Source organism: Mesorhizobium sp. B2-4-18 (assembly GCF_006441385.1).
Taxonomy (GTDB): domain Bacteria; phylum Pseudomonadota; class Alphaproteobacteria; order Rhizobiales; family Rhizobiaceae; genus Mesorhizobium; species Mesorhizobium australicum.
In genome coordinates this window covers 18406-36952 of sequence record NZ_VFUW01000020.1, presented here as the reverse complement: position 1 = coordinate 36952, position 18547 = coordinate 18406, and the positions used below count along the sequence as shown (strand labels likewise).

The window sequence follows — 18547 nt, the reverse complement described above, 5'->3', positions numbered from 1 at the left end:
ATCCAAGTTGCTCAAGCCCGCAAGCGGGCTTGAGTGGCGGCATGGACTTCTAAGAAGTCCATAAAGCACGCCCATGAATCCAAGTTGCTCAAGCCCGCAAGCGGGCTTGAGCGGCGGCATGGACTTCTAGTCCACGCTTCCATCTGCATTCAGCTACCGAAGGGCGGCCCTCGAGGTCGCCCTTTTCTTTTCGTCTTGAGGCTGGTGCTCCACCGCAGTCAGTTGGGACTAGCGGTCAGACAGCGGGTAATCTCCGCCCGCTGTGCCACCTTGCCGGCGAGCACGGCCTGCTCGATAAGGATGGCCACCTCATCGGCCACTGCGTTGAGCGATGAGCGGTCCCGGGTGGCGCGGGCAATCACCATTAAGCCTTCCAGCGAAGACTCGACCAGCAGCGCCAGCGCCTGCGCGCGACGCTCGGGCACCCCTGCCCTGACGAAAGCCTCACGCAGCAAGCCGATCCACTGTTCGAAGGCAGAGCGGCACAGTTCGACAAGGTCGGGCACATCGCCTGGCGAGTCCAGCACGACCGGCGCGACCGGGCAGCCGAGTGAGAACTCATTGTCTTCCAGCATGCGTCCCACCGACTGATAGATGTGATGGACGGCGACCGCAGGGTCGCGTTCGGCGGCCAAAGCCTCGCCCAGCCGCCCGCTTACCTCGGCGACGCTGGCGCGCGTCACCTCGACGACCAGCTGATCCTTGCCACCTGGGAAGTGGAAATAGAGCGAGCCGCGGGGTGCGCCGCTGGCGCTCAGAATGTCGTTGAGCGACGTGCCGTGATAGCCGCGCCGCCGCAATAGCAGTGCCGTCGCCTCGATCATCCGCGTGCGTGTGTCTGTCGCCATGTCACCCCCTGTCAGGAGCGCGCATTATAGGGCTTGCCTGTAATAGGACAACCGGTCTACATAATATGTAGATCGGTCTATATATTTTGGAGATGGGGATAGTTTGAGTATCCACGGGAAGGGCGAGACGGAGCCCGGTGCGCGCGGAAGCCGTCGGAGCGCGTGAGGCTTCATTTCATCAACCAGAGGAGAGACAGCAATGACAATTCGCGAAGCATCGGCCGAATGGCACGGCCCGCTCAAGGAAGGTTCCGGACGGCTCAGGCTGGGCAGCGGCGTGTTCGAGGGCGCCTACTCGTTCCCGTCCCGCTTCGAAAACGGCCCCGGCACCAATCCGGAGGAACTGATCGCGGCCGCCCCTGCCGGCTGCTTCTCGATGGCGCTCACCGCCGTCCTCGGCAGTGAAGGTCATGTCGCAAGCGACATCCACACGACCGCCAAGGTGCATCTGGGCGCCACCGCGGCCGGGCCGACGATTACCCGCATTGAATTGGAGACGGAGGCGAACGTCCCCAGGCTCGCCGCCGCCGACTTCGAGCGGCTGGCACAGTCGGCCAAGGCGGGATGCCTTGTCTCGCGGGCGCTGGCCGGCGTCGCCACGATCACGCTGAAAGCGAACCTCATAAGTCACTGAACGGAAGGAGAAATCGCTTGACGCAGGAATTGATCATCGACATCACCGCGGCCAACCGCTCCGGCGAAACGGCTGAAATCATGCGGCGCTACAACGATGTGTTCCAGCGTCACGATCCCTCGGCTCTCGACGATCTGGTGGCGCAGGACTGCGTGATCGAGAACACCACGCCGGCGCCGGACGGCGCGCGCCGCGCCGGCAAGGCAGCCTGCGTCGAGCTGTGGTCGGCGATCGCCACCGCACCCGGTGCGCGCTTCGACCTCGAAGAGACTTTCGTGGCCGGCGACCGCGCCACGATCCGCTGGCGCTACTGGATGGCCGACGGCAATTCGCTGCGCGGCGTCAACCTGATGCGCGTCGCGGACGGGCGGATCGTCGAGGCGATGGGTTATGTCAAGGGCTAGACTAAGCCTCGATCACCTATCCGCCAGCGCCAGCTTGGCGCCGAGCATGACGAAGGCGCCGGCAAAAGTCCGGCGCATCCAGGTCAGCACCATTGGCCGCGACACGACATGGCTGCGGATCGACGCCGCGAAGATGCCGTAGCCGACAAAAACCACGAAGGTCAAAAGCATGAAGACCGAGCTGAGCTCCAGCATCTTCGACAGTGCGTTGGTTTCCGTGGTGCTGACGAATTGCGGCAGGAAGGCGAAGAAGAAGATCGACAGTTTCGGATTGAGCACGTTGACGAGGATGCCGGTGGCGATCACCTTGCCGGCCGAGCGCGGCGCGACATTGTCCTCGACGCTCAGGCCGCCTTTTTCCTTCAGCGTGTTCCAGGCCATGTAGAGCAGATAGGCGACGCCGAGATATTTCAGCGTCTCGAAGGCGACAGCACTGGTGTGCAGCAGCGCCGCCAGACCGGTGATGGCGGCCGCCATATGCGGGATGATGCCGAGCGTGCAGCCGAAGGCGGCAATGATCGAGGCCCGCGCACCACGCGAAAGCCCGGCGCTCAGCGTATAGAGTACGCCGGTGCCCGGCGAAGCTACGACGATCAGCGACGTCAACAGAAATTCGATGCTCACGATGATTTCCTCCGGCGCCCTACCCTGACGCAGCCTAGCCAGCAAGCGGGGTGCGCACAAGCGACAGTCATTACAGCATGTCGCGCCGACAGGATTCGCCGACCCGCTGTAAGCTTCCGATTTTATGCTTGTCGTTGTCCCGGAACCGAGGACACTTCCGGGCGACATGCATTCGCCGCCAGGAAGCCGCCGCTAAGAGGTGGAAAATCCGGGCGCCCGGCGCGCCATCAGGCACTCGTCGTCGCCAGGCATGCAGGCGCGGCAGACATCCGGGCGCAGGTCATAGATGGTGCAGGCGGTCGACTTGCCGACCTCGCCAGACAGGGCCGAACAGCGCACGCCGTCACAGCGCATGCCCGACAGGTCTGCCGCCACGTATTTTTCCGGGATGCGGTCGAGCTGCGCATCGTCCTCTGTCGAAAAGCGCGGCCACTCGGCTGAATAGGAACAGCACGCGCCGCAGCTCTGGCAATCGAACATAGGAGCGATGCCTGGTTGTGCCGACGGCAGGCTGGTCGTGGCTGCCTGGGCAAACGGCCCCGGCGCGGCGAGATTGCGATCGGCGTCCCGCGGCAAGGCGCTACTTCTTCTTGCCGGTCTTGCCCCTCGGTGCATCCGCTGGCGACTTGAACAGATCGGTCGCTGCCTGGTCGGCGGCGGCGGCCTTCGGCGCGGCAACCGGCTTGGCCGGCTTTGCGGCGGGAGCCGGCGCTGCCGGCTGATCCTTGGCGGAGAATTTTATGGCCATTTCAATCCTCGTCGGCGAAACGCGATGATGGTGCGCGCGGATTGCGCAAGCGGCCGATCAACGCGGAAACCGCCGTGATGTTCATTTCCTCGGGCGACCAGTTCCTGGCTTCCGCGATGTGGTGCGCGGCCAGCTCACGATGCGTGCTGCCGCTATAGGCGGCATCCTGATAGGTGACCCGCTCATGGGTCTTGGCGTCTTCGCGGACATATTCGATGAGGTAGTTCGGGCACTCGGCCCGGCCGCGCACGCCGACGCGCACCTGGGCATCGCCATGGGCGCGCTTGCAGCGTTCGAGCTTTTCCAGCACGCGCCGGACATATTCGACCGGCTTGTCCAGGGTCTCGACCATGTCGGCAATGGTCGCATCGGCCGCGATTGGCGTTTGCGGTACGCGCTTGGTAGCCATCAGCGTTTTCCGGCTCGTTTCGGCAGCGCCGCGAGTGCCGCCGCTGCCGCCATCTCGTCGGCCTCCTTCTCCAGCCGCAGCTCGCGCAGGCGCGCGGTCTTGGCTTCCCGCGCTTCGCTGACGGCATCGCGCTCGGAAATGATGCGGTTAAGCGACATCGACTGTGTTTGCGTCTTGCTGAACAGCGACACGGCCGGATCGACGGCTGTCTTCGAATGGGCGGTCAAAATCTTTCTCCTGTCAGGAGCCTGGTGCCGATAGGACGAGACCGGGTCTTCGGTCGGGACCATGCACAAAGCGATGCGGCAGCGGATTCAAGATGCTGGAGCGTCCCTTAGCACGTTCAGCTCAATGCGCAGCGCATTTTCGGCGGCAACAAGCGTAAAATGAAAAAGGCCAGGCACCGCCTGACCTTCCCTGGGAGCGCCGCGCATCCAACTGGATGCGCAAGGCTAGCTCCTGATGGGCAGCACAGGCCGTGGAAACTCAGGTTCCCGTGGCCATGCGCCCCAATTCGCCGTTCACCAGTGCCAGTACATCCGTGGTCACCGGGACGGCTGAATTCTTTCTTCAGGCCGCCTTCAACTGGTCGGCGGACATCTTGCCCGACTTGTTGTCGCGGACCATCTCGTAGCCGAGCTTCTGGCCCTCGACGATGTCGCGCATACCGGCGCGCTCCACGGCCGAGATGTGGACAAAAACGTCGGCGGAGCCGTCGTCAGGCTGAATAAAACCAAAACCCTTGGTGGCGTTGAACCACTTGACTGTGCCGGTGCTCATGACGAACCCTTTCCATGGCAAATATTCGTTCGCCGTCATGCGGATGCACAACGCCGTTTGTCTCGATTTTTGATGTGGGAAGTTCGTCAAAGGCGCGCCCGGAAGCGCGGATAACAAAAGTCAGTCAAACAAATATCGACGACTTTCTTCTACGCGTGTTTCAGACGCCTGTCAAATGTTGCGCCATCGATCCGAGAATTCGACGCCTGAAAGGACGTCATCTGGCCAACGTCCATGCTGAACAAGCGCCCGCACCTGAGCGTTGCCGGCGGCCGCTCAGCGTTCCTGGTCGGTCGGTCTGATGACGATCTCGTTGACGCTGACGCGCGCCGGCTGGCCGACGGCATAGAGGATGGCGGCGGCGACATCCTCGGCGGTCAGCGCTTCCATCGTGGCGAGGCGCTGGTCCAGCCCCGCCTTCGAGGCAGCGTTGGTGATATGGTCGCCAAGCTCTGTGCGCACCAGGCCCGGCTCGATCACGGTGACGCGAACCTTGTCGGCATAGACTTCGCGCCGCAGTGATTCCGAAAAACCGACGACACCAAATTTCGTCGCCGCGTAACCGCTGGCGCCGGGATTGGCGACGCGGCCGGCGACCGACGAGACATTGACGATATGGCCCTTGGCAGCCTTGAGATGCGGCAGCGCCGCCTTGGTGACGCCCATCAGCGCCAGCAGGTTGAGTTCCACCATATGGCGCCAGTCATCGAGCGTTGCCTCCGCTGCCGGCGAGAGCAGCATCACGCCGGCATTGTTGACAAGAATGTCTAGCCGACCCCATTCGGCCACCACCTTCCCGACCATGGCCGCGACATCGTCATTGCTGGTGACGTCGGCCTCGATGCGCAAAGCCGTTCCGCCGATTTTTTCGATGCGGGCGGCCAGAGCTTCGAGCCTATCGACCCGACGGGCGGCGACCGCCACCCTTGCCCCGGCAGCAGCCAGTGCCGCAGCCGTCGCCTCGCCAATGCCCGAGGAAGCGCCGGTGACGAGAGCAACCTTGCCGGCAAGCATGGAAGAAACGGTCATTGCAACATCTCCAAAGGGCGCCGCGCCAATGCTCCTAGATAGGCCGTCCCGGTCAACGGGGAAGACCGCTTCGCAGACGGGTCCTATTCATCCGGCCCCGGCTCCGGCCACGGCTCCTTCGCCGCTTCCGCATACCATTGGCGCATCGCCGGCAGCGCGAGGATGGCGTCGACATAGGCCCTGGTATCGGGCGCCAGATCCCCACCATAGGTGTCGAAGCGGGTGACGACAGGCGCATACATGGCATCGGCCGCGGTGAAATGGCCGAACAGAAACGGGCCGCCCTTGCCGTGTTTCTCGCGACACTCGCGCCACAGCGCCTCGATGCGGGCGCGTTGCGCCTCGCCCTCGGCGTCGAGTGGCTTGTGGCCCTTTGGCCGCCGCAAATTCATCGGCCAGCCATAGCGGACTTCGCGAAAACCGGAATGCATCTCGGTCGCCGCCGAACGCGCCAGCGCCCGGGCGCCGATATCGGCCGGCCAGAGCTTTTTCTCCGGAAAGAGATCGGCGAGGTATTCAAGGATGGCAAGGGTTTCCCAGACCATTCCGCCAGTGTGGTTCAAGGGCTTGTGAACCAAGACAGGGACTTGACCTGTCGGCGACACGTTCGCCAGGTTGGCGGCGGTTTCGGGGGTGCGCAGCCGCACCAAGACCTCTTCGAACGGTATCTCCAGGTGCCGCATCGCCACCCAGGGCCTGAGCGACCAGGACGAGAAGCACTTGTTGCCGATATAGAGCGTGAATTCCGACATTTGTCCCCCTTGGCGGTTTGCTCCTTGCGGAGTGCGCTGGCCGGCACCCTAGCCTGCCGGCGCGGCGCCCGAAAGACACCCTGTTTCGCCGACATAAGCGGCGGCTGGCGGAACCGAAACCGTGCCGGCTCGTTTGCCAAGGCGAACCAAACCCGGGAGATGCGAAAATGGTGAACAAGGATCAGGTCGCCGGTGCGGCCAAGCAGGTAAAAGGCTCGGTCAAGCAAGCCGCCGGCAAAGTGACCGGCGATAGGCAGACGCAGGCAGAAGGCATGGCCGACAAGGCCACCGGCAAGGTGCAGAAGGCCTATGGCGACGCGAAGGACAAGGTCAAGAAATCGCTTGACCGCTGAGGAAAGGGCCGCGTCGAGCGGCCCTTTTCACGTCAGCCACAAAGTGGGCCCAGCGATCCACCTGCCTCAAGTGATGCCATGCCGGCGCAGCACCCTGCGACGTCGCCGCGCCACCGGCTCGCCCTGCAATGATGCCGCTTGCGAGACGCTCTGCTCCAGCGCCGCCAGGCAATCGCGCAACGGGCCGGCGTCCTGTGCTGTCTTGGCCATCGACATGGCGCCGGAATAGGCGGCGACCGCAAACACCGCAAAATGCTCGGGATCCGTGCCTTGCTCCCTGCCCTCCCGCTGGTCGGCCCTGATCTTGTCGGCGATCGCCTGGCGCCATGCCGAAAAGACGCCAACAAGGGCATTCCGAAATTCGGGATCGGCGAGCGACAGTTCATGCGCTAGATTGTTGAGGGGGCAGCCGCGCACGAAACCTTGTCGTTCCAGTTCCGCCGCCACGGCGTCGAACACTTGACGCACGCCCTCGCGGGCCGAAGCCGCCTGCCGCACCGGCACGATCCACGTCTCCTCGACCGCCGCCGCCACGCGCTCGTCGATGACCGCCAGCGCCAGCGCCTTCTTGGTCGGGAAGTGATGATGCAACGCGCCACCGCTGACGCCTGCCGCCGCCATCAGGTCGCCGAGGCTGGAAGCATGATAGCCGCGTGCCTGAAACGCTGCCTCGGCGACATCGAGCACTTTGCGGCGCATGCCTTCGGGGTCGTTGATGCGTTTGCCTCGGACTCGCCCTGGCCGGATGTTGAGCTCTGCTGACATTGCCGAAGGATAGCATGTTGACAAAACAGGGCAACCGGTCTGTTTATAAACAGGACGATCAACCTGTTTTGGAGAACCCGCGGATGAGCCCGATCCCGAATGCCACGCCTAAGCCGGCGGTACTCGCCTCGCCGATCGTCGAATTGCGGCAGTACACGTTGAAGCCTGGCCGGCGCGAAACGTTGATCGATATCTTCGACACGCAGTTCATCGAAAGCCAGGAAGACGCGGGGATGACCATCATCGGCCAGTTCCGCGACCTGGACCGCCCCGATATGTTCGTCTGGATGCGTGGTTTCGAGAGCATGGATGCGCGCAAGGATGCTCTGAGCGCGTTCTATGACGGCCCGGTATGGGCGGCGCACCGCGACGCGGCCAACGCGACGATGATCGATTCCGACGATGTGTTGCTGCTGCGGCCGGCGTGGCCGGATGCCGGCTTCGATCTGTCGGGATTGCGCCGGCCAATGGCCGACATGGCCAAAAGCACAAGCGAACGAAGCGGGTTGCCCGGCCTGGTTGAGATTTCGATTCATCATTTGCGGCCGGGCATCGGCGCCGACTTCGCCGGGCGCTTCCAGGCGGAGATGGTTGCGCGGCTTGCCCAAACCGGCGCGCGCCTGCTTGGCGCCTTCCTGACGGAGCCGGCCGCAAACACCTTCCCGCGGCTACCCGTGCGCGCCGGCGAAAACGTCTTTATCACCGTTGCCGGCTTCCCCGACGGCGATGCCCACGCCAGCCATCGCCTCGCCACTTCGCCGGCGTGGCAGGCACTTGGCCAGAACATGCAGGGCATTAGCACTAAGCCGGCCGAGACGTTGCGGCTGGTGCCCACGGCCCGATCGCTGTTGCGGTGATCAGCGGCCGGAGAGCAGTCCCGCCATCGCGGAGGCGACGAAGGCCGGGGCCTCCCAATGGGGGTTGTGACCGCAGTTTTGCGCCCAGACGAGACGGGATCCGGTCAGCGCGTCGGCCAAGGCCTGCTGGTGCGGCTTGTCGAATAGCGGATCGCAGGCGCCGGCGATGATCATTGCCTTGGCCCGCACGGCCCGTGCCTCGGCGGTCAGGTCGGTGATGCGGACTTCCTCCAGAATGGCACGCCAGCGGGCCGCAGGCATGGCGGAAGCTTCCGTCGCCAGGCCCGCGAGGAACGTCCGCGGCACCGAGGTTTGGCACGCATGCCACCAGGCAAAGAACGGGTCGGCCGGCGATATCGGATCGTGCAAGGCCAGGATGCCGACCGGCAACGCATGGTCAGGCGTGAAGCCGGGCTTCAGCGTGCTGGCCAGCACGACCAGGCCTCCGATCAAGTCCGGCTGCCGGGCGGCCAATGCAGTTGCCACCATGCCGCCCAGCGAGTGACCGATGACGACAGGCCGGTCCAGCCGCAGATGCCGGATCAACCCGGCAATATCCTCGGCGAAATCAGCGACGCGGTAGCCGCCGCCCGCCTGCGAGGCACCATGGCCGCGCAGATCGGGCATGATCAGCCGGCGGCCAGCCAAATGCGGCGCCAGCAGCGAAAAGCTGCGGCTGGTGTCGGTGAAACCATGGATCAGCAACAGCGGCGGCCCGGCACCGGCGATCTCGACATAGGCGATGTCGAGATCGCCGATATTGACCCATTCCTTGCGGCCAGCCCAGGCGTTCTGTTCCACACAGGCCATGGGCAAGGCGTCCGGCGGTCTCACAGGCCAAGCTTTTCCTTGACGGCGGCAAGACCAGGTTTGCCATCGAAAGTCGTGACACCGGCGAGCCAGGCATCGAGACGGCTCTTGTTCATCGTGATCGCCTTCAGCGCCCCCTCCTCCGGCTTCATGCCGTCATTGATGAGGTAGCCCATGCCGACATTCTCGAAATCGATGTCGAAGACGAGATTCCTGAGGAACTGCGCCACGTTAGGACATTCCTGCAGGTAGCCCTTGCGGACCTGCGTCGTCACCGTCGCGGCGCCGAAATTCGGGCCAAAGAACTTGTCGCCGCCGGTCAGATACTTGAAGTCGTACATGGTGTTCATCGGATGCGGCGCCCAGCCCTGGAAGACGATGAACTGCTTCTCCTTGATCTCGTAGCCGACCTCCGACAGCATGCCGGCTTCGCTGGACTCGACCACGTGCCAGCCATCGAGGCCGAAGGCCGGATCGGCGATGGCGTCCATCATCAGCTGGTTGGAGCCGGGCTCGATGCCATACATCTTCTTGCCGAACTTGTCGGCGAACTTGCGCAGGTCGGAGACGTCCTTGACCCCTGCCTCCCAGACATAGGTCGGGACTGCGAACGTGTATTTGGCGCCGACGAGATTGACACGCACATTCTCGATCGAGCCGTCCTTCTTGTAGGGTTCGTAATAGGTGACCATCGCCGGGTCCCAGTAACCCAGGAACAGGTCGAGATCCCGGTTCTTCATGCCTTCGTAGATGACGTTGATGCCCAGCACCTCGCTCTGTGGCTGATAGCCGAGCGCTTGCAGAAGCACATTGCCCACACCCGTGGTGAAAGCGAGATCGTTCCAGCCGGGCTCGGCCATGCGGACCACACGGCATTGCTCGGCGTCGGCCGCCAGGGCAGCCTGCGAGGCCAACGCCAGCGCGGCCAGACAGCTTGCAAGGATACGCACCATTTCCGTTCTCCTTATTGTGTTGACCCATCGGTCTTTTTATTATCCCATGGGTCAATGATTGATCTCGCGGGGCGAAAATGTCAACATGGATTCGTGAGGCATGGAACAATCTCGTGAAACTGAAACGCCTTGGCGACATACGCCGAAAGGAATTGCGCCAGGCGGCCTTCGCGGTTCTGGAGCGCGAAGGCATTGCGGGGGCGACGCTGGAAAAAGTCGCCGCCCATGCAGGCGCCTCCAAAGGCATCGTGCTGCACTATTTCCGCAACAAGCAGGAATTGTTCGAGCACGCCATGCGCGAGGCCAACGCAGTCCTATGCAACGCGGTGGTCGCAAGGCTTCGCCGGGCGCGGACTTCGATGGAACGCCTGGACGCGGTGATCGAGGGCAATTTCGAGGAGCATCTCTTCCTGCCGCCTCTATGCCATGCCTGGCTTTCGCTCTGCGCCGAGGTGCCGCGCGATGAAAAGCTGGCGCGCATCCAGAAGGTGATCCATAGGCGCATGCGCTCGAATCTGTTGTCCGGCCTGCGCGGCCTCGCCTCACCCAACGAGGCCGACGACATCGCGCTTGGCGTCACGGCCTTGATCGACGGACTCTGGCTTCGGCTCGGCCTGCAGCCGGGCAGCGTCTCGCGCGAACAGGCGATCCGGCAGGTCAAGGGCTATGTCGCCGCGCGGCTGACTACTCAGGAGCGCTCCACCGCCAGCGCGTGAAACCGACCCGCACGTCGTCCGGTTTTCGCGCTGCGACGGGTCTCAGGCCAGCCGGCCGTCGGGCGCTTGCGCCGGACGCCGGCTGAAGTTCATACCCTGGGATAGCCTGATGACTTGACCCCCTCACGGACATGCGGTGCGATCCCTCTGTTTGATGGCAAACGCATGGTGAGGTGCGTGATGAGGCTTCACGGCAAGCGGACGCTGATCACCGGCGGATCGGATGGCATCGGCCTGGCGATCGCCGAGGCATTCCTGCACGAGGGTGCCGATGTCCTGATCGTCGGCCGCGACGCGGGCAAACTCGACACCGCTCGCCAGAAGCTGACGGCCCTAGGCTCGACAGGCATGGTGGCGACATTGTCGGCCGACCTCGCCACCAGCCCCGGCCTCGCAGCGGTCGTCGAGCAGGCGAAAGAATCCGGCCGGCCACTCGACGTTCTCGTCAACAATGCCGGTGTCGCCTATCTCGTGCCGTTCGAGAGTGTCAGCGAGGCACAGTTCCAGCACTCTTTCGCGCTCAATGTGACGGCGGCGTTCTTCCTCACCCAGGGGCTGCTGCCGCATCTCGGTGCAGGTGCATCCGTCATCAACATCTCCTCCTATTTCGCCAACAAGATGATCCCGAAGCGGCCATCAAGCCTCTACTCCCTGTCCAAAGGCGCGTTGAACTCGCTGACCAAATCGCTGGCCTTCGAACTCGGTCCGCGCGGCATCCGCGTCAACGCAATCGCACCCGGCACGGTCGACACCGCCATGCGGCGCAAGACCGTGGACAACCTGCCTGTCGAGGCACAGGCGGAACTGACAGCCTATGTCGAACGCAGCTACCCATTGGGCCGCATCGGTCGACCCGCAGACATCGCCGGCATGGCGATCTATCTCGCCAGCGACGAGGCTGGCTGGACCAGTGGCGGCATCTTTGCGATCGACGGGGGGTATACGGCGGGGTGAGCGATCTCCACCGCGATGGGGAAGACCGGCTACAGCTTCAACCTCATCGTTCGCATTCTCCGCTTGAAGCCATTTGTGCAACGCGATACGCCGTTGCCCAAATCGACAGACCGGAGCCTTGCCGTGAGCACGCCAAAGACGAGAACCGAAACCGACACGTTCGGCCCCATCGAGGTCGCCGCCGACCGTTATTGGGGCGCCCAGGCGCAGCGTTCCCTCGGCAATTTCAAGATCGGTTGGGAGAAGCAGCCGGCTTCGATCGTGCGCGCGCTGGGCATCGTCAAGCGGGCGGCGGCGGAAGCCAACATGGAGCTCAAGCGGCTCGATCCGGCCATCGGCAAGGCGATCATCGAGGCCTCGCAAGAGGTCATCGACGGCAAGCTCAACGACCACTTTCCGCTGGTGGTCTGGCAGACCGGCTCGGGCACGCAGTCCAACATGAACGCCAACGAGGTGATCTCGAACCGCGCGATCGAGATGCTGGGCGGCGTCATGGGCTCGAAGAAGCCGGTGCACCCCAACGACCACGTCAATATGAGCCAGTCCTCGAACGACACCTATCCGACGGCCATGCACATCGCCTGCGCCGAGCGGATCGAGCATGACCTGATCCCCGCGCTGCACCACCTGCACAAGGCGCTCGCCGCCAAGAGCCGGGACTTCAACCATATCATCAAGATCGGCCGTACCCACACGCAGGACGCCACGCCGCTGACGCTGGGCCAGGAATTCTCCGGCTATGCCGCGCAGGTCGCCTCCTCGATCAAGCGCATCGAGCAGACGCTGCCCGGCCTGCAGGAACTGGCGCAGGGCGGCACCGCCGTCGGCACCGGCCTCAATGCGCCGGTCGGTTTCGCCGAGCGGGTGGCCGATCGCATCGCCGCCATTACCGGAATCGCTTTCGTCACCGCGCCGAACAAGTTCGAGGCGCTCGCCGCACATGATTCCATGGTGTTCTCGCACGGTGCCATCAATGCCGCGGCCGCGGCACTGTTCAAGATCGCCAACGACATCCGTTTCCTTGGCTCCGGCCCGCGCTCGGGCCTCGGCGAATTGTCGCTGCCGGAAAACGAACCCGGCTCCTCGATCATGCCGGGCAAGGTCAACCCTACCCAGTGCGAGGCGATGACGCAGGTCTGCGTGCAGGTGTTCGGCAACAATGCGGCGCTGACCTTCGCCGGCAGCCAGGGCCATTTCGAGCTCAACGTCTACAATCCGCTGATGGCGTACAATTTCCTGCAGTCGGTGCAGTTGCTCGCCGACGCTTCGGTCTCCTTCACCGACAATTGCGTCGTCGGCATCGAGGCGCGAGAGGACAACATCAAGGCGGCACTCGACCGTTCGCTGATGCTGGTGACCGCGCTTGCGCCCACCATCGGCTACGACAACGCCGCCAAGATCGCCAAGACCGCGCACAAGAAAGGCACGACGTTGCGCGAGGAAGCGTTGGCAACCGGACTGGTCAGCGAGGCCGACTATGACCGCCTGGTGCGGCCGCAGGACATGACACATCCGGGGTGAAGGCATTTTTCGGCGGGAGAATATCCTCACGCCAGCGCGTCGACCGACATGAATTTCCGCTTTTCACCGGTTCACAGAAACGTATTCCTGTGAACAATGTGTCGCCGGATAGGCGGCTTTGGTGAACAGTTGGCATGCTCTATCTGACGGGGCATCAACCCCATTCGGAGAGCCACCATGTCCACAAACACTTCCTTCGCCGGCAGCGGCACCGCGTCCAACAGCTCTGTCACCATCCTCATCGGCCGCATCCTGCTCGCGGTCATTTTCCTGCTTTCTGGATTCGGCAAGCTCACAGCCATTTCCGGCACCGCCGCCTATTTCGGCGGCCTCGGCCTGCCGGCGCCGACGGCGACGGCCGTCATCGTCGGACTGATCGAGCTGCTTGGCGGCCTTGCCGTCCTCGTCGGTTTCCAGACCAGGATCGCCGCCTGGGTGCTCGCGATCTTTACGATCGCGACCGGGCTGGTCGCCCACACCGGCTGGGCCGACCAGATGCAGATGATCCAGTTCCTCAAGAACGTCGCCATCACCGGCGGTTTCCTGCTGCTGGCCTCCTCGGGTGCCGGCGCCTATTCGATCGACGCCAAGCGCGGCTGAGGTTTTTTCCTCCCAAGGACCTGAAACGAGCGGCGCGGAATTTTCCGCGCCGCTTTTTCGTTGTGTGCTTACAGGCCTGTAGCACGTCGCGGCGAATAGGATTCGCCCGACCTGCTGTAAGCTTCTGGTTTTATGCATGTCGTTGTCCCGGACCAAGGACACTCCCGGGCGACATGCATTAGACTGCAATGGTCGCCGGCGACCGTGCCGGCAAGGGAGGGAGCCATGGGTCGCAGTGCATTGCTTCTGGTTTCGCGGCTGCTGTTTGCCGTGCTGTTCGTGCCGTCCGGCTTCCAGGCGCTCGCCAACATCGCCGGCACCACCAGCTATTTCGCCGGCCTCGGCCTGCCGCTGCCGGCGCTCGCCGCCTGGGGCACCGGCCTTTTCGAGCTGATCGCGGGACTGCTGATCCTCGTTGGTTTGCAGACGCGGATCGTGGCACTGCTGCTGGCCGGCTTCTGCATCGCGGCCGGCTATATCGGCCACTATGGCCAAGGCGCCGAGGATGCGGCGCTCGCCTTCCTGCACCAGCAGATGCTGATGAAGGATATCGCGATATCGGGTGGTTTCCTGGCGCTTGCCATGGCCGGCGCCGGCGCCTGGTCGGCCGATGGGCGCGGCTTCGGCATAGGCGCCGACGCGACTTGACTACTTCGCCGACACGCTCTGCCCGCCCTCGACCGCCAGCACCAGGCGACGGTTGGTGATGCGCGCCAGTTGCGCCAGCCGGCCGGCCGGGCGCTCGCCGTATAGGTCGGAGAGCGAGGCCGGCAGCACCAGCGCCAGCGCGCCGTTGGGGCGGCTTTCCCATTTCAGCCTCGGCATGATGCCGGGCATCGCGGCCGTCAGCAGATACACCACGCGCATCATCGCTGCCAGTACGCGGGCGCGCTCCAGCAGGCGCGGCGGCGCCAACGCCCTGATTTCGGGCGCCACCAATTCATTGAAGACGCCATCGTGACGGTAGGCGTTGGTCAGCGCCAGGTAGGCGCGGCCGGGATGATCGACACCGATGAACGATGCATGCGCAATGATGTTGAGCGACTGCTTGCCGCGATATTCCGGATGAGCGCGCCAGCCGATATCGGCGAGCAGGCAGGCGGCATGGCGATAGCGCGCTTCGTCTTCCGTCTCGTCGATGCCGAACGCCTTGAAGGCCTTGCCGGTCCATTCGACCAGGTCATGCGCGTGATGGACCGAACGCGAGCGCAAAAGCGCGAGTTCCTCGGCGGCCGAGATCAGCGGATCGGCCTTCTGCTCGGCCGCGTCGAGCAGCGAATAGAGGAAACCCTCACGCACGCCTTGCGCCGAAACGACGATCCTGGACGGCTGCATCGCCGTCATGATCTCCTGCAGCACGAGAGCGCCATAGGGCAGCAGCGAGCGGCGGTTCTTGGAGACGCCCTCGATACCCCTCACCTTTTCGACTTCGCCCCTGGCCACCTGCTTGAGGAAATTCTGAGCGCTTTCGGCCGATATTTCGTAGTGGTGCATGACGCCGAGCGGGTAGTTGTTCATCTCCATATGCAGCCTGGCGAGGTTTCGCCAGGTGCCGCCAACAGCGTAGAAAGTCCTGCCTTGTCCGCCCTTCAAGAGCTTGGCCCGGGCCAGTTCCTGGCGCGCGATCTTCTGCGCCTGGACGAGCGAGTTCTTCGCCATGTCCTGCAGGCGCAGGCCGCCGAGCGGCAGCGTGATGCCGTCGCCGATCGCCTCGCCATCAATGTCTATAAGCTCCAGGCTGCCGCCGCCAAGGTCGCCGGCAATCCCGTTGGCCGGGTGGAAGCCGGAGATGACGCCGAGCGCTGAATAATGCGCTTCCTGGCGGCCGGAGAGCACACGGATTTCGGTCTTGAGCACATCCTCGGCACGATGGATGAAATCGGGACCGTTGATCGCCTCGCGGGCGGCGGCGGTTGCCAGCACGTACATGTGTTCGGCGCCTGCCTGGTCGGAGAGCGCTCGGAAACGGCGAAACTCCTCCATCGAGCGCGCCACCCCCTCGGGGTCCAGCTTCCCCGTCGACACGATGCCGCGGCCGAGGCCGGCCAGCATCTTTTCGTTGAACAGCATGGTCGGCGAGCGCGCCAGCCCCTCATAGACGACAAGACGGATCGAATTGGAGCCGATGTCGATGATGGACAGCGGTCGGCGGTCCTGCAGCCGGCCCTGGGAATTGGACAGCATCAGGTGGCAGCGTTCTTCTTGCGGCGCTTGAACTGGGCGATTCGCTTGGGCGCATGCGATTTCAGCGCGTCACCCCGTCCCGACAGGCTCGGATTGGTCATGAAATATTCCTGCGCGTTGAACGGTTCCTCGCCCTCCTCCAGCACCACGCGCCGGGAGGTCCCATCAGCCAATACGTCGAAACTTTGCTGATTGTCCATGATGTTGCCCAGCATGATCTGACCCAGAATCTGTTCATGCACAGTTGGATTGGTGATCGGCACCATGGTCTCGACGCGGCGGTCGAGATTGCGCGGCATGAGGTCGGCCGAGGAGATGTAGACGATCGCCTCGTCCGACGGAAGGCCATGACCGTTGCCGAAGCAATAGATGCGGCTGTGCTCCAGGAAACGGCCGACGATCGACTTGACCCTGATGTTCTCCGACAGGCCCGGCACCTGCGGCCGCAGGCAGCAGATGCCGCGCACGACGAGGTCGATCTCCACTCCGGCGCGGCTGGCATCGTAGAGCGCGTCGATGATGATGGGATCGACGAGCGCGTTCATCTTCATCCAGATACGCGCCGGCCGTCCCTCCAACGCATGGGTGACCTCGTCCGAAATGTGCTGAAGGATGCGGTTCCTCAGCGTGAACGGCGAGATCGCCAGCCGCATCTCGGCGGTCGGCTCGGCATAGCCGGTGATGAAATTGAACAATTGGGCGACGTCGCGGGCGATCGTCGGATCGGTGGTGAAGAAGGACAGGTCGGTGTAGATGCGCGCGGTGACCGGGTGGTAGTTGCCGGTGCCGAGATGGACGTAATTGCGCAGCTTGCCGTCCTCGCGCCGCACCACCAGCGACATCTTGGCGTGGGTCTTGAGTTCCAGGAACCCGAACACGACCTGCACGCCGGCGCGTTCGAGATCGCGCGCCCAGCGAATGTTGGCCTCCTCATCGAAACGCGCCTTGAGCTCGACCAGCGCCGTTACCGACTTGCCGGCTTCGGCCGCGTCGACCAGAGCACGCACGATCGGGCTGTCGTTGGAGGTGCGATAGAGCGTCTGCTTGATCGCCACCACTTCGGGGTCGGCCATCGCCTGGCGCAGGAACTGCACCACCACGTCGAACGACTCATAGGGGTGATGGACGACGATGTCTTTCTCGCGAATGGCGGCGAAACAGTCGCCGCCATGCTCGCGGATGCGCTCGGGAAAACGTGGGTTGTAGGGGATGAATTTGAGGTCGTCGCGCGGAACGGAGACGATCTCGGAGATCTGGCTGAGCGCCAGCGGCCCGGTGAGCACGCTGATGCGGCTCGACGAGACGCCAAGCTCGCCGGCGACAAAATCGCGCAATTCCCCAGGCATCAGCTTGTCGAATTCGATGCGGATGACGGAGCCGCGGCGGCGGCGCTTCAGCGCCGTTTCGAACAGGCGCACGAGATCTTCCGATTCCTCTTCGACCTCGATGTCGCTGTCACGAATGATGCGGAACGTGCCGGAACCCTTGACCTCGTAGCCGGGGAAGAGCTTGCCGATGTAGAGGCCGACCGCCTCCTCCAGCGGAATGAAGCGGACATGGTGCTTGCGGTCCGGCAGGCGGATGAAGCGCTTCAGCGCCACTGGCAGGCGCAAGAGCGCGCTCATCTCCTCGCCATTCTTGCGATGGCGAAGTTGCAGCGCCATCGAGAAGCCGAGATTGGGAATGAACGGGAACGGATGCGCCGGGTCGATCGACAGCGGGGTCAGCACGGGAAACACCTGCTCCTGGAAATGGTCTTCCAGCCAGACCTTCTCGTCCTTTGTCAGCGCGTCGCGGGTGATGCTTTCGATGCCTTCCTTGTTGAGCAGCACCGTGAGGGCCGACAGGCTCTTCTGCTGGTCCTCCTGCAGCCGCTCGACCTCACGCAGCAATTGTTCGAGCTGCTGTTCGGGAGTGCGTCCGTCCGGGCTCTTCAGCACGATGCCCTCGCGCACCTGGCCGGCAAGGCCGGCGACGCGCACCATGAAGAACTCGTCGAGATTGGCGGCCGAGATCGACAGGAAGCGGACGCGCTCCAGCAGCGGGTGATGGGTGTTCAGCGATTCCTCGAGAACGCGGCGATTGAACTGCAGCCAGGAGAATTCGCGGTTGACGAAGCGGTCCGGATTGCCTTCCGGGCTCGCTGCCAAGACATTGTTGAATTCGCTCTGTACCGGCTTCAGTTCGTTCATGATTCCTGCTCTTCCGCGCGCCTCAGCCGGTTAACCGGCTTAACTTATCCTGTGGCAGGCTTTTGCGACAGTTCTCTGACAGGCTTTTGCGACAGTTTGATTTCATCGAACTTGCAAACAGACTTGATATGATCCAGATGCAGAGAGACTGCGTTAAGGAGACGACGATGGCAGGCGGTTCCATTCCCCATTTCCAGAACGATGCGGGCCACCCGGCGATCGACATCGGAGTCAAGGAATTCATGTGCACGGGCGCCAACCCGCCTTTCGACCATCCGCATGTTTTTCTCGACATGGGCGACGACAATGAGAAAGTCTGCCCCTACTGCTCGACCCTCTATCGCTATTCGCCGAAGCTGAAGGCGACCGAAACGCTGCCGGCGGGCTGCCTCTACATCGACCAGGCCGCCTGAC

24 protein-coding genes are annotated in these 18547 nt (G+C 63.5%); 10 read left to right on the top strand and 14 right to left on the bottom strand.

Annotated features, from left to right (window positions below):
- Window positions 1-218: 218 nt before the first annotated feature.
- Complete coding sequence (locus FJ527_RS29180; protein ID WP_140824696.1) at window positions 219-848, bottom strand: TetR/AcrR family transcriptional regulator; 630 nt, start codon at window positions 846-848, stop codon at window positions 219-221.
- A gap of 199 nt (window positions 849-1047) precedes the next feature.
- Here FJ527_RS29180 and FJ527_RS29175 point away from each other — a divergent pair, with 199 nt between their 5' ends.
- Both FJ527_RS29175 and FJ527_RS29170 read left to right on the top strand, forming a co-directional pair.
- Window positions 1048-1482: an OsmC family protein gene (locus tag FJ527_RS29175; protein ID WP_140824695.1), complete on the top strand. Its 435-nt coding sequence runs from the start codon at window positions 1048-1050 to the stop codon at window positions 1480-1482.
- 17 nt (window positions 1483-1499) lie between these two features.
- Window positions 1500-1886: a nuclear transport factor 2 family protein gene (locus FJ527_RS29170; protein ID WP_140824694.1), complete on the top strand. Its 387-nt coding sequence runs from the start codon at window positions 1500-1502 to the stop codon at window positions 1884-1886.
- A gap of 12 nt (window positions 1887-1898) precedes the next feature.
- On the opposite strand, the gene FJ527_RS29165 is transcribed toward FJ527_RS29170, so the two are convergent.
- The 8 genes from FJ527_RS29165 to FJ527_RS29130 all read right to left on the bottom strand — a co-directional run bounded on the left by FJ527_RS29165 (window position 1899) and on the right by FJ527_RS29130 (window position 6228).
- Entirely contained in the window at window positions 1899-2510 is a 612-nt protein-coding gene (locus FJ527_RS29165) for a LysE family translocator (protein WP_140824693.1), read from the bottom strand.
- Between the two features lie 192 nt (window positions 2511-2702).
- The gene (locus tag FJ527_RS29160; protein WP_181166534.1) at window positions 2703-2990 is read right to left on the bottom strand and encodes a YkgJ family cysteine cluster protein; all 288 of its coding nucleotides are present in this window, start codon (window positions 2988-2990) and stop codon (window positions 2703-2705) included.
- A 100-nt stretch (window positions 2991-3090) separates the two neighbouring features.
- Entirely contained in the window at window positions 3091-3258 is a 168-nt protein-coding gene (locus FJ527_RS29155) for a hypothetical protein (protein WP_140824691.1), read from the bottom strand.
- Window position 3259: 1 nt separating this feature from the next.
- Window positions 3260-3667 carry a hypothetical protein gene (locus FJ527_RS29150; protein WP_140617157.1) on the bottom strand — a complete coding sequence of 136 codons (408 nt, stop codon included), beginning with the start codon at window positions 3665-3667 and terminating at the stop codon, window positions 3260-3262.
- Window positions 3667-3894 (bottom strand): hypothetical protein, encoded by a 228-nt coding sequence (locus FJ527_RS29145; RefSeq protein WP_015318396.1) that lies wholly within the window; start codon window positions 3892-3894, stop codon window positions 3667-3669. Before FJ527_RS29145 ends, FJ527_RS29150 begins: the two co-directional genes overlap by 1 nt.
- Before the next feature lie 343 nt (window positions 3895-4237).
- Window positions 4238-4447 (bottom strand): cold-shock protein, encoded by a 210-nt coding sequence (locus FJ527_RS29140; RefSeq protein WP_010915421.1) that lies wholly within the window; start codon window positions 4445-4447, stop codon window positions 4238-4240.
- Window positions 4448-4723: 276 nt separating this feature from the next.
- Window positions 4724-5476, bottom strand: coding sequence for an SDR family NAD(P)-dependent oxidoreductase (locus FJ527_RS29135; RefSeq protein WP_140617158.1), 753 nt, complete (start codon window positions 5474-5476; stop codon window positions 4724-4726).
- Between the two features lie 83 nt (window positions 5477-5559).
- Entirely contained in the window at window positions 5560-6228 is a 669-nt protein-coding gene (locus FJ527_RS29130; protein ID WP_140717601.1) for a glutathione S-transferase family protein, read from the bottom strand.
- Window positions 6229-6395: 167 nt separating this feature from the next.
- On the opposite strand from FJ527_RS29130, the gene FJ527_RS29125 reads away from it, so the two are divergent.
- Window positions 6396-6581, top strand: a complete 186-nt coding sequence (locus FJ527_RS29125; RefSeq protein ID WP_015318399.1) for a CsbD family protein — start codon at window positions 6396-6398, stop codon at window positions 6579-6581.
- 66 nt (window positions 6582-6647) lie between these two features.
- On the opposite strand, the gene FJ527_RS29120 is transcribed toward FJ527_RS29125, so the two are convergent.
- Complete coding sequence (locus tag FJ527_RS29120) at window positions 6648-7280, bottom strand: TetR/AcrR family transcriptional regulator (protein ID WP_181166533.1); 633 nt, start codon at window positions 7278-7280, stop codon at window positions 6648-6650.
- A gap of 83 nt (window positions 7281-7363) precedes the next feature.
- Here FJ527_RS29120 and FJ527_RS29115 point away from each other — a divergent pair, with 83 nt between their 5' ends.
- Entirely contained in the window at window positions 7364-8203 is an 840-nt protein-coding gene (locus tag FJ527_RS29115) for an NIPSNAP family protein (RefSeq protein WP_348642634.1), read from the top strand.
- Here FJ527_RS29115 and FJ527_RS29110 read toward each other — a convergent pair whose 3' ends face one another.
- Together FJ527_RS29110 and choX are read right to left on the bottom strand one after the other, a co-directional pair.
- Entirely contained in the window at window positions 8204-9013 is an 810-nt protein-coding gene (locus FJ527_RS29110; RefSeq protein WP_181166532.1) for an alpha/beta hydrolase, read from the bottom strand.
- A 20-nt stretch (window positions 9014-9033) separates the two neighbouring features.
- The gene (choX, locus tag FJ527_RS29105) at window positions 9034-9966 is read right to left on the bottom strand and encodes a choline ABC transporter substrate-binding protein (RefSeq protein WP_140824688.1); all 933 of its coding nucleotides are present in this window, start codon (window positions 9964-9966) and stop codon (window positions 9034-9036) included.
- Between the two features lie 77 nt (window positions 9967-10043).
- Here choX and betI point away from each other — a divergent pair, with 77 nt between their 5' ends.
- The 5 genes from betI (at window position 10044) to FJ527_RS29080 (ending at window position 14405) form a co-directional block, all read left to right on the top strand.
- Window positions 10044-10682 (top strand): transcriptional regulator BetI, encoded by a 639-nt coding sequence (gene betI / locus FJ527_RS29100; protein WP_140824687.1) that lies wholly within the window; start codon window positions 10044-10046, stop codon window positions 10680-10682.
- Window positions 10683-10862: 180 nt separating this feature from the next.
- Window positions 10863-11636 (top strand): SDR family oxidoreductase, encoded by a 774-nt coding sequence (locus FJ527_RS29095; RefSeq protein ID WP_140824698.1) that lies wholly within the window; start codon window positions 10863-10865, stop codon window positions 11634-11636.
- Window positions 11637-11759: 123 nt separating this feature from the next.
- Window positions 11760-13157 (top strand): class II fumarate hydratase, encoded by a 1398-nt coding sequence (fumC, locus tag FJ527_RS29090; RefSeq protein ID WP_140617163.1) that lies wholly within the window; start codon window positions 11760-11762, stop codon window positions 13155-13157.
- A 177-nt stretch (window positions 13158-13334) separates the two neighbouring features.
- On the top strand, window positions 13335-13757 hold the full coding sequence (locus tag FJ527_RS29085) for a DoxX family protein (RefSeq protein ID WP_140617164.1): 423 nt from the start codon (window positions 13335-13337) through the stop codon (window positions 13755-13757).
- A 225-nt stretch (window positions 13758-13982) separates the two neighbouring features.
- On the top strand, window positions 13983-14405 hold the full coding sequence (locus tag FJ527_RS29080; RefSeq protein ID WP_140717589.1) for a DoxX family protein: 423 nt from the start codon (window positions 13983-13985) through the stop codon (window positions 14403-14405).
- Here the strand turns inward: FJ527_RS29080 and ppx are convergent, their stop codons facing one another.
- On the bottom strand, window positions 14406-15941 hold the full coding sequence (ppx, locus tag FJ527_RS29075) for an exopolyphosphatase (RefSeq protein WP_015318407.1): 1536 nt from the start codon (window positions 15939-15941) through the stop codon (window positions 14406-14408).
- Window positions 15941-18133 carry an RNA degradosome polyphosphate kinase gene (locus FJ527_RS29070; protein ID WP_140824686.1) on the bottom strand — a complete coding sequence of 731 codons (2193 nt, stop codon included), beginning with the start codon at window positions 18131-18133 and terminating at the stop codon, window positions 15941-15943. The genes ppx and FJ527_RS29070 overlap by 1 nt, the downstream gene beginning before the upstream one ends.
- Before the next feature lie 167 nt (window positions 18134-18300).
- Between FJ527_RS29070 and FJ527_RS29065 the strand changes: the two genes are divergently transcribed.
- The gene (locus FJ527_RS29065) at window positions 18301-18546 is read left to right on the top strand and encodes a zinc-finger domain-containing protein (protein WP_015318409.1); all 246 of its coding nucleotides are present in this window, start codon (window positions 18301-18303) and stop codon (window positions 18544-18546) included.
- Window position 18547 lies beyond the last annotated feature (1 nt).

Excerpts from the sequence above, each read along its gene's own strand:
- FJ527_RS29180 (WP_140824696.1), bottom strand. The coding sequence starts at position 848 with ATGGCGACAGACACACGCACGCGGATGATCGAGGCGACGGCACTGCTA.
- FJ527_RS29175 (WP_140824695.1), top strand. The coding sequence starts at position 1,048 with ATGACAATTCGCGAAGCATCGGCCGAATGGCACGGCCCGCTCAAGGAA.
- FJ527_RS29160 (WP_181166534.1), bottom strand. The coding sequence starts at position 2,990 with ATGTTCGATTGCCAGAGCTGCGGCGCGTGCTGTTCCTATTCAGCCGAG.
- FJ527_RS29155 (WP_140824691.1), bottom strand. The coding sequence starts at position 3,258 with ATGGCCATAAAATTCTCCGCCAAGGATCAGCCGGCAGCGCCGGCTCCC.
- FJ527_RS29150 (WP_140617157.1), bottom strand. The coding sequence starts at position 3,667 with ATGGCTACCAAGCGCGTACCGCAAACGCCAATCGCGGCCGATGCGACC.
- FJ527_RS29140 (WP_010915421.1), bottom strand. The coding sequence starts at position 4,447 with ATGAGCACCGGCACAGTCAAGTGGTTCAACGCCACCAAGGGTTTTGGT.
- FJ527_RS29135 (WP_140617158.1), bottom strand. The coding sequence starts at position 5,476 with ATGACCGTTTCTTCCATGCTTGCCGGCAAGGTTGCTCTCGTCACCGGC.
- FJ527_RS29130 (WP_140717601.1), bottom strand. The coding sequence starts at position 6,228 with ATGTCGGAATTCACGCTCTATATCGGCAACAAGTGCTTCTCGTCCTGG.
- FJ527_RS29125 (WP_015318399.1), top strand. The coding sequence starts at position 6,396 with ATGGTGAACAAGGATCAGGTCGCCGGTGCGGCCAAGCAGGTAAAAGGC.
- FJ527_RS29120 (WP_181166533.1), bottom strand. The coding sequence starts at position 7,280 with ATGCGCCGCAAAGTGCTCGATGTCGCCGAGGCAGCGTTTCAGGCACGC.
- FJ527_RS29110 (WP_181166532.1), bottom strand. The coding sequence starts at position 9,013 with ATGGCCTGTGTGGAACAGAACGCCTGGGCTGGCCGCAAGGAATGGGTC.
- choX (WP_140824688.1), bottom strand. The coding sequence starts at position 9,966 with ATGGTGCGTATCCTTGCAAGCTGTCTGGCCGCGCTGGCGTTGGCCTCG.
- betI (WP_140824687.1), top strand. The coding sequence starts at position 10,044 with ATGTCAACATGGATTCGTGAGGCATGGAACAATCTCGTGAAACTGAAA.
- FJ527_RS29095 (WP_140824698.1), top strand. The coding sequence starts at position 10,863 with ATGAGGCTTCACGGCAAGCGGACGCTGATCACCGGCGGATCGGATGGC.
- FJ527_RS29085 (WP_140617164.1), top strand. The coding sequence starts at position 13,335 with ATGTCCACAAACACTTCCTTCGCCGGCAGCGGCACCGCGTCCAACAGC.
- FJ527_RS29080 (WP_140717589.1), top strand. The coding sequence starts at position 13,983 with ATGGGTCGCAGTGCATTGCTTCTGGTTTCGCGGCTGCTGTTTGCCGTG.
- ppx (WP_015318407.1), bottom strand. The coding sequence starts at position 15,941 with ATGCTGTCCAATTCCCAGGGCCGGCTGCAGGACCGCCGACCGCTGTCC.
- FJ527_RS29070 (WP_140824686.1), bottom strand. The coding sequence starts at position 18,133 with ATGAACGAACTGAAGCCGGTACAGAGCGAATTCAACAATGTCTTGGCA.
- FJ527_RS29065 (WP_015318409.1), top strand. The coding sequence starts at position 18,301 with ATGGCAGGCGGTTCCATTCCCCATTTCCAGAACGATGCGGGCCACCCG.